This window comes from Bradyrhizobium sp. BR 1432, assembly GCF_051547705.1.
GTDB classification, from domain to species: domain Bacteria; phylum Pseudomonadota; class Alphaproteobacteria; order Rhizobiales; family Xanthobacteraceae; genus Bradyrhizobium; species Bradyrhizobium zhanjiangense.
This window is the reverse complement of sequence record NZ_JBPUGF010000003.1, coordinates 5,044,173-5,057,902: the sequence shown is the minus strand read 5'-3', so window position 1 is coordinate 5,057,902 and position 13,730 is coordinate 5,044,173. Positions and strand designations below refer to the sequence as shown.

Annotated in this window: 12 protein-coding genes and 1 pseudogene; 12 read left to right on the top strand and 1 reads right to left on the bottom strand. The window is 65.0% G+C overall.

From position 1 onward, the window contains the following. Positions 1-174 precede the first annotated feature (174 nt). The 4 genes and pseudogenes from ACSKB8_RS24300 to ACSKB8_RS24285 all read left to right on the top strand — a co-directional run bounded on the left by ACSKB8_RS24300 (position 175) and on the right by ACSKB8_RS24285 (position 4,474). Positions 175-1,068 (top strand): branched-chain amino acid ABC transporter permease, encoded by an 894-nt coding sequence (locus tag ACSKB8_RS24300; protein WP_438106909.1) that lies wholly within the window; start codon positions 175-177, stop codon positions 1,066-1,068. A 3-nt stretch (positions 1,069-1,071) separates the two neighbouring features. After that, a pseudogene (locus ACSKB8_RS24295) lies at positions 1,072-2,144 on the top strand (branched-chain amino acid ABC transporter permease). 43 nt (positions 2,145-2,187) lie between these two features. Beyond that, positions 2,188-3,471 carry an ABC transporter substrate-binding protein gene (locus ACSKB8_RS24290; RefSeq protein ID WP_438106908.1) on the top strand — a complete coding sequence of 428 codons (1,284 nt, stop codon included), beginning with the start codon at positions 2,188-2,190 and terminating at the stop codon, positions 3,469-3,471. 163 nt (positions 3,472-3,634) lie between these two features. Next, the gene (locus tag ACSKB8_RS24285; protein ID WP_438106906.1) at positions 3,635-4,474 is read left to right on the top strand and encodes an ABC transporter ATP-binding protein; all 840 of its coding nucleotides are present in this window, start codon (positions 3,635-3,637) and stop codon (positions 4,472-4,474) included. A gap of 12 nt (positions 4,475-4,486) precedes the next feature. On the opposite strand, the gene ACSKB8_RS24280 is transcribed toward ACSKB8_RS24285, so the two are convergent. Continuing rightward, positions 4,487-5,638: an AGE family epimerase/isomerase gene (locus ACSKB8_RS24280; RefSeq protein ID WP_438106905.1), complete on the bottom strand. Its 1,152-nt coding sequence runs from the start codon at positions 5,636-5,638 to the stop codon at positions 4,487-4,489. An 89-nt stretch (positions 5,639-5,727) separates the two neighbouring features. On the opposite strand from ACSKB8_RS24280, the gene ACSKB8_RS24275 reads away from it, so the two are divergent. The 8 genes from ACSKB8_RS24275 (at position 5,728) to ACSKB8_RS24240 (ending at position 13,719) form a co-directional block, all read left to right on the top strand. Beyond that, positions 5,728-6,951 (top strand): phenylacetate--CoA ligase family protein, encoded by a 1,224-nt coding sequence (locus ACSKB8_RS24275; protein WP_438106903.1) that lies wholly within the window; start codon positions 5,728-5,730, stop codon positions 6,949-6,951. Between the two features lie 404 nt (positions 6,952-7,355). After that, positions 7,356-8,732 carry a GHMP family kinase ATP-binding protein gene (locus ACSKB8_RS24270; protein WP_438106901.1) on the top strand — a complete coding sequence of 459 codons (1,377 nt, stop codon included), beginning with the start codon at positions 7,356-7,358 and terminating at the stop codon, positions 8,730-8,732. A gap of 22 nt (positions 8,733-8,754) precedes the next feature. Beyond that, the gene (locus ACSKB8_RS24265; protein WP_438106899.1) at positions 8,755-10,674 is read left to right on the top strand and encodes an N-acetylneuraminate synthase family protein; all 1,920 of its coding nucleotides are present in this window, start codon (positions 8,755-8,757) and stop codon (positions 10,672-10,674) included. Then, complete coding sequence (locus ACSKB8_RS24260; RefSeq protein ID WP_438106898.1) at positions 10,674-11,363, top strand: acylneuraminate cytidylyltransferase family protein; 690 nt, start codon at positions 10,674-10,676, stop codon at positions 11,361-11,363. The genes ACSKB8_RS24265 and ACSKB8_RS24260 overlap by 1 nt, the downstream gene beginning before the upstream one ends. Continuing rightward, positions 11,356-12,120 (top strand): SDR family oxidoreductase, encoded by a 765-nt coding sequence (locus ACSKB8_RS24255; protein WP_438106896.1) that lies wholly within the window; start codon positions 11,356-11,358, stop codon positions 12,118-12,120. The genes ACSKB8_RS24260 and ACSKB8_RS24255 overlap by 8 nt, the downstream gene beginning before the upstream one ends. Further along, entirely contained in the window at positions 12,117-12,962 is an 846-nt protein-coding gene (locus ACSKB8_RS24250; protein ID WP_438106894.1) for a sugar phosphate isomerase/epimerase family protein, read from the top strand. The genes ACSKB8_RS24255 and ACSKB8_RS24250 overlap by 4 nt, the downstream gene beginning before the upstream one ends. After that, the gene (locus ACSKB8_RS24245) at positions 12,959-13,522 is read left to right on the top strand and encodes an SDR family NAD(P)-dependent oxidoreductase (RefSeq protein WP_438106892.1); all 564 of its coding nucleotides are present in this window, start codon (positions 12,959-12,961) and stop codon (positions 13,520-13,522) included. The genes ACSKB8_RS24250 and ACSKB8_RS24245 overlap by 4 nt, the downstream gene beginning before the upstream one ends. Further along, on the top strand, positions 13,519-13,719 hold the full coding sequence (locus tag ACSKB8_RS24240) for an SDR family oxidoreductase (RefSeq protein WP_438106890.1): 201 nt from the start codon (positions 13,519-13,521) through the stop codon (positions 13,717-13,719). Before ACSKB8_RS24245 ends, ACSKB8_RS24240 begins: the two co-directional genes overlap by 4 nt. Positions 13,720-13,730 lie beyond the last annotated feature (11 nt).

The window sequence follows — 13,730 nt, the reverse complement described above, 5'->3', positions numbered from 1 at the left end:
CCTTGTGGGAGAGGGCATCTCCGCAGCCAACCACACCCTCACTCGGGTGAGGGGTCCTCTCTCCACACCGTTGCTGCCGAGACGACCCCTCACCCGTCTTCGCTTCGCGAAGCCACCCTCTCCCACAAGGGGAGAGGGGAAGAGCGCGCCGGATTTGTCAGCGAGCATATCTGCATGAACACCGCCTTCCTCTTCCAGCTCCTGGTCAACGGCCTCGTGGTCGGCACGCTCTACGGTGTGGTCGCGATGTCATTCGTGCTCATCTACAAGGCGACGCAGGTCGTCAATTTTGCGCAAGGCGAGCTGCTGCTGGTCGGCGCATGGGTATGCTGGGCGCTGTTGGCGAAATACCAGGTGCCGTTCTGGATCGGCATGCCGATCACGCTGGTGTTCATGTTCGTGTTCGGTATCGCGGTCCAGGTCTTGATCCTGCGACCGATGATCGGCGAGCCCATCATCTCGGTGATCATGGTGACGATCGGTCTCTCCACCGTGCTCCAGGCGACGCTGAAATGGATGTTCGGCGTCAATCCGCAGCCATTCCCGCGCGTGTTCGAGAGCCAATCGGTCAGCCTGTTCGGCCTCCAGATCCAGACCGTCTACGTCATGAGCCTCGTGGTGTCGGTCGCGATGATGATCGGCATGGCATGGTTCTTCCGCGCCTCCAAATATGGCCTTGCGATGCGGGCCACCGCATTCAACCAGCAGGTCGCGCAGTCGCTCGGCATTTCCGTGAAAAGCGTGTTCGCGATGGCCTGGGCAATCTCGGCGACGGTGTCGGCCGTCGCCGGCGTCGTCGTTGCAGTCGTGAACGGCGTGTCCTCGGGCCTTGCGGCGTACGGCATAAAAGTGTTTCCGGCGGCGATCCTCGGCGGGCTCGATTCCGTCGGCGGCGCCGTGCTCGGCGGCATCATCATCGGGCTACTCGAAAACATCGCGCAATATGTCGACAGCGAGTACCTGCACTGGGGCAATCTCTACGAGATCGCGCCGTTCTACGTCCTCATCATCGTGCTGATGATCAAGCCCTACGGCCTGTTCGGCACCCACGACATCGAGCGGATCTAACCCATGGCCGGCGCTGCCCTCATCCCCGCTGGTGATTTCCGCACCACTTACGCCGCGGACACCACGATCTTCCCGACCACGACCAGCCGCAATTTTGCGATCGCCGGCGTGCTGCTGCTGTGCCTCGCACCGCAATTCTTCAGCGGCTACTGGCTCAGCATTTTGATCCAGATCGGCATCTTCTCGATCGCGGCGTTGGGCCTCAATATCCTGGTCGGCTTCACCGGCCAGATCTCGATCGGCCACGCCGCGTTCTTCCTGCTCGGCGCCTTCACCTCGGCCTATATCTCCAACAACGCGCCGATTCCGGTGTTCTTCGCAATCCCGCTCGCCGGCATCGTCACCGCGCTGGTCGGGCTGATCTTCGGCATTCCGGCGGCGCGGCTGAAGGGGCTCTATCTCGTCATCGCGACGCTGGCCGCGCAATACATCCTGCTCGACTTCTTCTCGCGCGCCGAATGGTTCTCGGGCGGATCGGTGCCGGCGAGCGCCGAGCCGTTCTCGATTCTGGGCTACACGCTGCGCGGCGACAGGCAGTATTTCTACGTGGTGCTGGCCTATGTGCTGGCGAGCTACATCCTCGTCACCAATCTGATGCGCACGCGGGACGGCCGCGCGCTGGTGGCGATTCGCGACCATTATCTCTCCGCGGAGATCATGGGCATCAACCTCACCAAGTACCGCACGCTGTCGTTCGGCCTCGCCGCGTTCTTCGCCGGCATCGCCGGTGCGCTCATGCGCATTACCAGCTCGTGGTCTCCCAGGAAGGTTTCGGCATCGAGCGCTCGATCCTGTTCCTGGCCATGATCATCATCGGCGGCACCGGCTCGATCATGGGCACGCTGATGGGAACCGCCTTCGTGGTGCTGTTGCCGGAATCGATGGAATTCCTCAGTCTGCATTTGAAGGGCGGCGCGATCGACAAGGCGCTCTCGCTCAACACCAACATCACCTTCCTGCGCGAGATCGCGATCGGGGTGATCATCATCGCGTTCCTGATGTTCGAGCCCGATGGGCTCGCGCATCGCTGGCGGCAGATCAAGGCTTATTGGAAACTCTACCCGTTCTCGCATTGAGCGCGGAAACTTCACTTAAACAATAACAGGAGGAACCGACCCCATGACGATGAAGTCCCTTTTGAGCACCGCATCACTCGCGCTTGCGATCGCCGCATTCTCGGCAAGCGCGCAGGCGCAGATCGCGCTCGGACATCTTGCCGATTATTCCGGCGGCACCTCCGACGTCGGCACGCCCTATGGACAGGCGGTCGCCGATACCTTCGCCTGGGTCAACAAGAACGGCGGCGTCGGCGGCAAGCAGCTCAACGTCGACACCAACGACTATGGCTACCAGGTGCCGCGGGCGATCGCGCTCTACAAGAAGTGGTCGGCGCCGGACTCGAAAGTCGCTGCGATCATGGGCTGGGGCACCGCGGACACCGAGGCACTAACCGGCTTCCTCGCACAGGACAAGATTCCCGACATGTCCGGCTCCTATGCCGCCGCGCTGACCGATCCCGAAGGCGTCAGCGGCAAGGCCAAGCCTGCTCCTTACAATTTCTTCTATGGCCCGAGCTATTCGGATTCGCTGCGCGCGATGCTGATGTGGGCGGCCGAGGATTGGAAGGCCAAGGGCAAGTCCGGCAAGCCGAAATTCGTGCACATGGGCGCCAACCATCCCTATCCGAACGCGCCGAAGGCCGCCGGCGAAGCCATGGCACAGGAGCTCGGCTTCGAGGTGCTGCCTCCGCTGGTGTTCGCGCTCTCGCCGGGTGACTACAGCGCGCAGTGCCTCAGCCTGAAATCTTCGGGCGCCAACTACGCCTATCTCGGCAACACCGCGGCCTCCAACATCTCGGTGATGAAGGCCTGCAAGACCGCGGGCGTCGAGGTCCAGTTCCTCGGCAATGTCTGGGGCATGGACGAGAACGCCGCCAAGACCGCGGGCGATGCTGCGAACGGCGTGATCTTCCCGTTGCGCACCGCTGTGAGCTGGGGCGGCGATGCGCCCGGCATGAAGACCCTGATGGAGATCTCCAAGATGTCCGATCCCACCGGCAAGGTCTATCGCCCCGTGCACTACGTCGCGGCTGTCTGCTCGGCGCTGTACATGAAAGAAGCGCTCGATTGGGCCGCCAAGAACGGCGGCGCCACCGGGGAGAACGTCGCCAAGGGCTTCTACCAGAAGAAGGACTGGGTGCCGGCCGGTATGGACGGCGTCTGCAATCCCTCGACCTGGACCGACAAGGATCACCGCGGCACGCTGAAGGTCGATCTCTATCGCACCAAGGTCTCAGGTGCGACTGACGGCGACCTCAACGACCTCATGGCCAAGGGCACGATCAAGCTCGAGAAGGTCAAGACCGTCGAACTACCGCGCAAGCCGGAATTGCTGGGGTGGTGAGCCCGCGGCTCGCCTCACGCACCATCGTCATCCCCCGCCTTGTGCGCAACGCGCACTGGAGCGGGGGATCCAGTACGCCGCAGCATATCCGTGAAACTTCGGCGTCTCTGGAATACTGGGTCGCCCGGTCAAGCCGGGCGACGACAGTGGAGAGTTATGAAGCATGACCCAGACCGCCGAAGCAACGCGCCCCAATCACAGCATCGTGCCCGCCCCGCCCCTCCTCAGCGTGCGCAACATTGAAGTCGTCTATGACGACGTCATCCTGGTGCTGCGCGGGCTCAGCCTCGATGTGCCCAAGGGCGCGATCGTGGCGCTGTTAGGCGCCAACGGCGCCGGCAAGTCGACGACGCTGAAGGCGATCTCGGGCCTGCTCAAGACCGAGGACGGCGAGGTTACGCGTGGCGAGATCCTGTTCGAGGGCGACCGCATCAACGGCATCGATCCCGACAAGATCGTGCGCCGCGGCATCTTCCAGGTGATGGAGGGCCGGCGCATCGTCGCCGACATGACCTCGCTGGAGAACCTCAGGCTCGGCGCCTTCACGCGCAGGGACCGCGAGGTCGATGCCGACCTCGACATGGTCTTCAACTACTTCCCGCGCCTGAAGGAACGCACCGGCCTTGCCGGTTATCTCTCCGGCGGCGAGCAGCAGATGCTGGCGATCGGCCGCGCGCTGATGGCGCGTCCGAAGATGATCTTGATGGACGAGCCGTCCATGGGGCTGTCGCCGCTGCTGGTGAAGGAGGTGTTCTCGATCATCCAGAAGATCAACCGCGACCTCGGCGTCACCATCCTGCTGGTCGAGCAGAACGCGCGCGCCGCACTCTCGGTGGCGAGTCACGGCTACATCATGGAGCAAGGCAAAGTCGTGCTCGACGGCACCGCGGACGAATTGCGCGACAACGAGGACGTCAAGGAATTCTACCTCGGCGGCGCCGGCGACCAGCGCAAGAGCTTCAAGAACCTCAAGAGCTTCAAGCGGCGCAAGCGCTGGCTGTGATCCGCAACGAGCCTAGCCCAGCACCTGTTCCGCTTCCGTGACTGCGCAGAGAACATGATAGAACGACGACGCAGGAATGGTGTCGATCAGCGATTTGCCGTCGCGGTCGAACTGATCGTACCAGCCGCCCTTCACGGGATGGCTGAGATAATGCCGTTCGAGCCTCGCCAGCGCTACGCGCGCTTCATCCGCCGCGCCCGCCTCGCCGGACTCGGCTTGCGCGATCCACGCCTTCGCGATCTCAGTCTGCGGCCACAGCCGACGCGTGCTGCGGCAGACGTTGCCGGCGTCATCGCCCACGTCGATCAGGCAGCCCGTGGCCTCGTCGCGGTAGCGCAGCGAGGTCGCCAGCAGTTCGGCGCGCCGCTGCCCTGTCGGGCATCCCGTGATGCGCTCGAAACCCTTCAGGAGCCAGACCCATTCCGCCTGGTGACCCGGCTCGACGCTGACCGGCTCGATCTTCGACCAGTCCTCCTCGAAATACTCGCCGAGCACGCACTTCCGCTTGTCATAGAGATTGGCGAGGAACAGCGCAAAGAACTCGCCGGCGCGGTTCTGGAAAGACAGATCGTGCGTGGCGTCGAAGCAAGCGATCATTGCCTCGAACAGATGCATGTGCGGGTTCTGCCGGCGCGGCAGCGAGACCGGAAGGCCTTCGTGGACGCCACCATGCGGCGAGCGCAGATGGCCGTCGAGGAAGGCAAGCAGCGCGTCCATCTCGGCGCGGACCTGCGCATCCTGGTCGAGCGCGTAGACCGTCGCGAGGGCAAACAGGATGAAGGCGTGATCGTACGCATCGCGCCGCGCATCCAGCACCGTCCCTTCCGGCGTCAGCCGGTGCACATAGCCGGGCCGGCCGTCAGGCGCCTTCGCTTTGGCCAGCAGATGCTCCAACCCCTTCAGCGCGATGGCGCGCCCCTCGGGGTACCAGCCCATCTGCGCGGCCTTGGCGTAGCAGTAGATTTGGCGCGCCTGCACGAACACGCGCCGCGGCGCGGCCACGTCCGCCGTGCCGTCGCGGTGCAGCCGGTCGATGAAACCGCCCGTGGTGTGATCCCAGCCGACGCTCGACCACAGCGGCAGCGCCTCCTCGATCATGCGGCGCTTCAGGCGCGCGACGACGTCCGCCGCCTCGTTCGCCGCAATAATTCCTTCGTCCGCCATCGGGTCCTCTTCAAGCCTCGCCAATGGCCGTCTGATACCGATGCCGGCGGCGGCGTGCAACGGACCATGCCAACCCGGAAAGATCAGCCATGACCGCCCATTACGACGCCCTCGAGACGCGCGACCAGGGCGCGCGCGAGGCCGAGCTGTTTTCCCGGCTGCCGGAGGTCCTGCGCGGCGCGATGGCCGCTCCAGCCTATGCCGAGCGGCTGAGGGGCCTCGACCCTGCCTCGGTGAGGTCGAGAGAGGCGCTGGCGGGCCTGCCGGTGCTGCGCAAGTCGGAATTGCCGGCGCTGCACAAGGCCTCTACGCCCTTCGGCGGCTTCGTGGCGGCCGCGCCGGGGTCGTTCGCCCGCCTCTTCACCTCCCCTGGGCCCATTTTCGAGCCGGAGGGACGCCAGGCCGACCCCTGGCGCGGCGCACGGGCGCTGTTCGCAGCCGGGTTCCGCCCCGATGACATCGTGCTCAACACCTTCAGCTACCACCTTACCCCTGGCGGCTTCATCTTCGATGCATCGGCACGCGCGCTCGGTTGCGCCGTGATCCCGGCGGGTCCCGGCAATACCGAACAGCAGTTCGAGCTGATCGAGGCTTACCGGCCGGTCGGCTACAGCGGCACGCCGGATTTCCTGAAGATCCTGCTCGATGCCGCAGCAAGCGCCGGCCGTGACGTCTCCTCGATCAAGCGCGCCCTGGTCTCGGGTGCGGCGTTTCCGCCCTCGCTCCAGGCCGAGATCAAGGCGCGCGGCATCGACGCCTACCAGGCATTCGGCACCGCCGATCTCGGCCTGATCGCCTTCGAGACCGAGGCCCGTGAGGGCATGGTCGTGAACGAGGACCTGATCATGGAGATCGTCAAGCCCGGCACCGGGGACCCGGTTGCGCCGGGCGATGTCGGCGAGATCGTCGTCACCTCGCTCGACCCGCACCATCCCTGGATCCGGCTCGCGCTCGGCGACCTCACCGCGACACTGCCGGGCATCAGCCCGTGCGGACGCACCAACATGCGCATCAAGGGATGGATGGGCCGCGCCGACCAGACCACCAAGGTCAAGGGTATGTTCGTCCGGCCCGAGCAGGTCGCCGAGATCGGCAAGCGCCATTCCGTGCTCGGACGACTACGCCTCGTCGTCACGCGCCAGGGCGAGACCGACGCAATGACGCTGAAAGCGGAAACGACGGCCGCGAGTGACACGTTGCGCGAGGAGATCGCCGGCACCTTGCGTGCCGTGACGAAGCTCGGCGGCAACGTCGAGCTGGTCAGCCCCGGTGTGCTGCCGAACGACGGCAAGGTGATCGCGGACGAGCGCTGACTTCAACTGACTTCGACAGCGAGGTCGCTTTCGCGAACTCACCGATCAGGCGACTGTAGAGCGGATTGGCGTCCGCAATTAGCGCCCTGGATGCGTGATGCGCATTTCCTCCGCGGCCGAGATCAACTCGCCGTCGCAGCAGCACCGCGCACCATCGTGATGCCCGTACTTGATCCGATCCCCGAGTTGATTCCAATCACGTCCATTTCGTGTGGCCCCGCTACGGAAGCCTTCCATAAAAGCTGCGGCCAATGTAAATCGGCCACTGTGCGGCCGAAGCGCTTGACGCGTGCCATTTTGGCGTAATGCCCCCGGACGCAGGAACCTTGCATCGCCCCAGCCGCTCCCGTATTACCACCCTGTAACGATATGGCCTGAAATTGGCCCTTCCCGGATCCCAAAACGTGCTTGAACGAACCCTCGTCACCATCGCCGAAACCGAGACCATTGAGGAAGCTTTCCGGCGCCTGAATGCGAACATGCTCGGTATCCTGTTCGCGCAAGACGCGAGCGGACGAATCGTCGGCGCGGTGACGGACGGCGACATCCGCAGGCGCATGCTGACCGGCACCACGATCCAGGACCGGGTTGCGAGTTGCATCAACCGCAACTTCGTCTGGGCGCGGACCGGCGGGCCGCGCGAGCAGATCCTCAAGCTGCTCGACCAGCGCGTGCACGTGGTGCCGATCCTCGATGGCGAGGGACGGCTGGTCGACGTGTTCAGCCGCGAGCTGTTCGACCTGTCGGAAGAGAGCGAGGTGTTCGCGCGCGCCCGCTCGCCGGTGCGGATCAGCTTCTCCGGCGGCGGCACCGACCTGACGCACTACTTCGTGGCGAATGACGGCGGCGCGGTCATCAACGCCACGATCAAGATGTACGCTCACGCGACGCTGCGGCGCCGGAGCGATCCCAGCATCCGGATCTACTCGCACGACTTCCGTCGCACCGTGGAGGCCGACAATCTCGCAGAGCTCGGAACGGACGGAGATCTCGCGCTGATCAAGTCGGTCGTGCGCCTGATCAAGCCGACTTACGGATTCGAGCTCGAAGTGTCAGCCGACTTCCCGGTCGGCTCCGGCCTCGGCGGCTCGGCGGTGGTCTCGTCCGCGATCATCGGCTGCTTCAACGAATTCCGTGGGGATCAGTGGGACCGCCACGAGATCGCGGAGATGGCGTTCCAGGCCGAGCGGCTCATGCTCAACATCCCCGGCGGCTGGCAGGATCAGTACGCCACCGTGTTCGGCGGCTTCAATCACATGGAGTTCTTCTCCGATCAGAACACCATCGTGCCGCTTCGGCTCGATCCCAACATCATCGCCGAGCTCGAAGAGAGCCTGGTGCTCTGCTACACCGGCTCGGGCCGCGATTCCGGCGCCATTCACCGCGACCAGAAGGCCCAGCACGAGACCAGCGACGCCGTCGCCGCGGCTGCCAAGCAGAAGGAAGTGACGCGCCACATCCGGCGGCATCTGCTGCGCGGCCAGCTCTTGGAATGCGGCCGGCTGATCGACGAGGCCTGGCACGCCAAGCGCAAGCTGAGCTCGAAGATCTCGTCGGACGAGATCGATGCGATCTACGATTTCGCCAAACAGCACGGCGCGGTCGGCGGCAAGCTGCTGGGCGCCGGCGGCGGCGGTTACTTCCTGTTCTTCGTACGTCCGTTCGAACGCTACCAGCTGATCGCCGCGCTGGAACAGCAGGGACATCGCTGTTCGCGCATCATGTTCGAGGAGAACGGGCTGCGGACGTGGAAGTCGCGCTTTCCCGCGCGGCTGGCCTGACGAAATTGAGACGAGAATGTTGATGACATCGCCCAAACAGCCTGCTCCGGTCCGCATCGGCAACCGTCTTCTGGGCGATGGCCAACCCTGCTACGTCATCGCCGAGATCGGCAACAACCACAATGGCGACTTCGACCGCGCCATCGCGCTGGTCGATGCCGCGGTCGCGGCCGGCGCCGATTGCGCCAAATTCCAGATGCGCAAACTTGACGAGGTCTATCGCGCCTCGAGCCTGTCCGGAAAGGACGACGACCTCGCCGTCGAATATACGCTCGATCTCCTGCGCCGCTTCGAGCTGCCGACCGCGCAGCAGAAGAAGATCGCCGAGTATTGCGCAGCGAAGGGTATCCAGTACCTCTGCACGCCCTGGGACGCGAAGAGCGTCGCCGTGCTCGAAGGTTTCGGCGTACAGGCCTACAAGGTCGCCTCGGCCGATCTCACCAACCTGCCGCTGCTCGCCTGCCTCGCCGCCACCGGCAAGACGCTGATCGTCTCGACCGGCATGAGCACGACGGGCGAGATCAAGTCCGCGGCGAAATTCCTCGACGACCGCAATGCGAGCTATGTGCTCCTGCACTGCCAGAGCACCTATCCTGCCGCGCTCCACAATATCCATCTGCGTTTCATGGAGACGCTGCGCGAGCTTCATCCCGCCGTCGGCTATTCCGGCCACGAGCGCGGCATCGCCGTCTCGACCGCCGCGGTGGCCCTCGGCGCCGTCGTCATCGAGCGCCACATCACGCTCGACCGCGAGATGGAAGGCCCCGATCATGCCGCGAGCCTCGAGCCCGAGGAATTCAAGGCACTCGTCTCCGGCATCCGCGAGGTCGAGGCGGCGCGCGGCGAGAAGCTCGCAGAACGCGCGCTAAGTCAGGGCGAACTGATCAACCGTGAAAATCTCGCGAAGAGCCTGGTGGCCGCGCGCGACCTTCCGGCCGGCACGATGATCTCCGAGAGCGACATTGCGGTGAAGAGCCCGGGACAGGGCCTGTCGCCGCTGAAGATGCCGGCGCTGCTCGGCCGCAAGCTGACGCGGACGATGGCGGCCGACGACTATTTCTTCCAGAGCGACCTCGACGAAGGCGCCGCAAAAGCGCGGCGCTACCGCTTCGACCGCCCATGGGGCGTGCCGGTGCGCTATCACGACACCGAGCGCTTCCTGGAGATTTGCGAGCCCGACATCATCGAGTTCCATCTCAGCTATAGCGACATGGAGCGCGATCCTGCGGCCTATCTCTCCGGCACCTATGATCTCGGTTTCGTCGTGCACGCGCCGGAGCTGTTTGCCGGCTCCAAGCTGATGGACCTCGCAACTCCCGACGAGGCGTTGCGGCGATACTCGCTGGAGCAGACGCAGGCGGTGATCGACATCACCCGCAGCCTGAAGAAATTCTTCCCGAAGACCAAGCGCCCGCCGATTGTCGCCAATATCGGCGGCTTCACCATGGACGAGCCGCTGCCACCGGAAGCGAAGGCCGAGCGTTACCGCATCTTTGCCCAGAGCCTGACGGAGCTCGACATGGACGGCGTCGAGCTGACGCCGCAGACCATGGCGCCGTTCCCCTGGCATTTCGGCGGCCAGCGTCACCAGAACATCTTCATCTTCCCGGAGGAGTCGGCTGGGTTCTGCGCCAAGCACGACCTGCGCATGTGCGTCGACATCTCCCACACCAAGCTCGCTGCCAATCATTTCGGCTTCGACTTCGCGCAGGGCCTCGCCCAGCTCGGACCGCACACCGCGCATCTGCATTTCGGCGACGCCAAGGGGCTCGACGGCGAAGGCCTCCAGATCGGCGAAGGCGAGATCGATTTCGACGAGATCGGACAGGTGCTGCGCAAGCATGCACCGACCGCGTCGTTCATTCCCGAGATATGGCAGGGCCACAAGAACATGGGCGAAGGCTTCTGGACCGCGCTCGAGCGTCTCGAGGGGCACATCTGATGGCGCGCAAGACGCTGGCCGTGATCGCCGCACGCGGCGGCTCGAAGGGCATCCCGCACAAGAACCTGCTCGATCTCTGCGGCAAGCCGCTGATCGCCTGGACGGTCGAGCAGGCGCGCGCCGCGCGCGGCGTCGATGTGGTCGCAGTCTCCTCCGACAGCGACCAGATTCTCGCCGCGGCCGAAGCGGCCGGCGCCGTCGGCGTGCGCCGGCCCGACGACATTTCGGGCGATCTCGCCTCCTCCAAATCCGCCTGGCTGCACGCGCTCGAAGCCGTCGACGCGCGCCTCGGGCGCTTCGAGCGCATCGTCGCGCTCCAGGCGACCTCGCCGATCCGCGAATCCGCCGACATCGAACGGGCGCTGGAGACCTTCGACCGCGAGCACCTCGATAGCCTGCTCTCGGTCTGCGAGGTTGAGGATTACTTCAACTGGCGGATCGGCGCCAACGGCCCGGAACCGATCAACTACGATTTCCGCAATCGCCGGATGCGGCAACAGATCGAAAAGCGCTACCTGGAAAACGGCTCGTTCTACGTTCTCATTCCCTCACTCCTGCGCGAGCAGAGCAATCGCCTCGGCGGCAAGATCGGCTTTCACGTGATGGAGCGTCACAAGATGTTCCAGATCGACCGTCCCGAGGACGTCAAGCTGTGCGCCGCCATCATGCGCAGTTACGGTTATGCCTGATCTCGGCGCATTTTCCCTCGCAGGCAAGATCGCGGTCGTCACCGGCGCTTCGCGCGGCATCGGCGCGGCGATTGCGAGTGGCCTGCAAGATGCGGGGGCCACAGTGTTCGGGCTCAGCCGGTCCGGGACCGCGCCGCAGGGCGTGAGCGCCATTGCCTGCGATCTCTCCGATGATGCGGCGATCGAAAGCGCGTTCCGCATCATTGCGGCAAAAGGCGAACGCATCGACGCACTCGTGAACGCCGCCGGCATCAGTCTTCCCGCCCAAAGCGCCGAAAGCGAGCTCGCGCGGTTCCGTGCGACGGTCGCAACCGACCTCACCGGAGTCTATGCCACGATCCTTGCCGCCCATCCGCTGCTGAAGAACGCGGGCTCGGCCGCGATCGTCAACGTCACCAGCATCAATTCTGTCCGCGGCTTTCCCGGCAATCCCGGCTACGTGGCGGCAAAGGCCGGTCTAGCCGGGCTGACGCGCGCGCTCGCCGCCGACTATGGGCCCGACGGCATCCGCGTCAACGCGCTTGCACCGGGTTATGTCGCGACCGAGATGACCGCGACGAGTTTCGCCGATCCTGTCATGCATGAGGATCGGCGCCGCCATACCATGCTCGGCCGCTGGGGGCAGCCCGCCGACATGGTGGGAGCCGCCGTTTTCCTCGCATCGGAAGCCTCCGCCTATATGACCGGCCAGGAGATCTTCGTCGACGGCGGTTGGATCGCCAAAGGCCTCGCTATCAGTTCGGACAGCAAATCGTGACCGCAACGCTGCAACGCATCGGCTTCATGCAGGGACGCTTGTCGGCGCTCGTCGACGGCAAGATCCAGGCGTTTCCGTGGAATGAATGGCGTGACGAATTCCCGCGCGCGAAGGAACTCGGCCTGACGCGGATGGAATGGACCATCGACCAGGAGCGGTTGCGCGAGAATCCGCTCACGACCGAGCCGGGACAGCAGGAGATTCTAGCGCTGTCGCGCGACAACGGCGTGCGCATCCCGAGCCTGACCGGCGACTGCTTCATGCAGGCTCCGTTCTGGAAGGTCGATGCCGTCGTGCGCGATGCCCTCGTCGCCGATCTCGACCTCTTGATCGCCGCCTGTAGCCGCATCGGAATCGAATTCGTCGTGATCCCGCTGGTCGACAACGGCAAGATCGAGCGAGAGAGAGGCGATACGTTGAAGCGCGTGCTGCTCGCGCGCTCGGAGACGCTCGCAAGACGGAACGTCAAGATCGTCTTCGAATCCGATCTGCCCCCGCGCGAGCTCGCCCGGTTCATGGAGGCGTTTCCGGCCGACGTGTTCGGCATCAACTACGACAGCGGCAACAGCGCATCGCTCGGCTATGACAGCGACGAGGAAATCGGCGCCTACGCGCCGCGCATCCTCAATGTTCACGTCAAGGACCGCATCCGTGGCGGCACCACCGTCCCGCTCGGAACCGGCAATGCGGATCTCGCCAGGACGATCCGGCTGATCGAGCGATCCGGCTACAAGGGGCAGTACATCCTGCAAACCGCGCGCGCTGCCGACGGTGACCATGCCGGCGCGCTGGCCAGATATCGCGACATGACGGTCGGCTGGATCGAGGACGCCGCGCGATGAAACTCGAGCTGAACGATCGCGTCGCGCTCGTCACCGGCGCCAGCCGCGGCATCGGGCTTGCGATCGCGGCGACGCTCGCAGCCGAGGGCGCAAAGGTCGCGCTCGCCGCGCGCGGCGCCGACGCGCTTGATGCCGCACGGGCGGCGGTCGGTGGCAGCGCCTCGGTCCATGTCGCCGACGTCACGGATCCGGTCGCGGCGAAGGCGCTGGTCGCGAGCGTCGGGAAGCAATGGGGCCGGCTCGATGTCCTGATCTGCAATGTCGGCAGCGGCGCCTCCGTGCCGCCGGGCCAGGAAACCGCGGCGGAATGGTCGCGGGTGATCAATCTCAACCTGTTCGCCGCGACCAACATGATCGAGGCTGCCCGGCCGCTGATGGCGGGCGGTAACGGCGACCGAGCCATCGTCTGCATCTCGTCGATCGCCGGCATGGCCGCGCTTGGCGCGCCCGTGACCTACTACGGTGCGAAGGCAGCCCTGAACGCGACCGTGCGCGGACTGGCGCGGCCGCTGGCACTGGAGGGCATCCGCATCAACGCGGTCGCCCCGGGAACATCTTGAGCCCGGACGGCACCTGGGCGCGCAAGATCGCCGAAAACAAGCAGGCGGTCGACGACATGCTCCAGCGCGAAGTGGCGCTGCGCCGACTGGGCACTCCCGAGGAGATCGCCGACGTCGTTGCCTTCCTTGCTTCGCCGCGCGCCGCCTTCATCACCGGCAGCGTCGTGGTGGCCGATGGCGGCCAGCTCAGAAGCTGAACAGGAGCCCT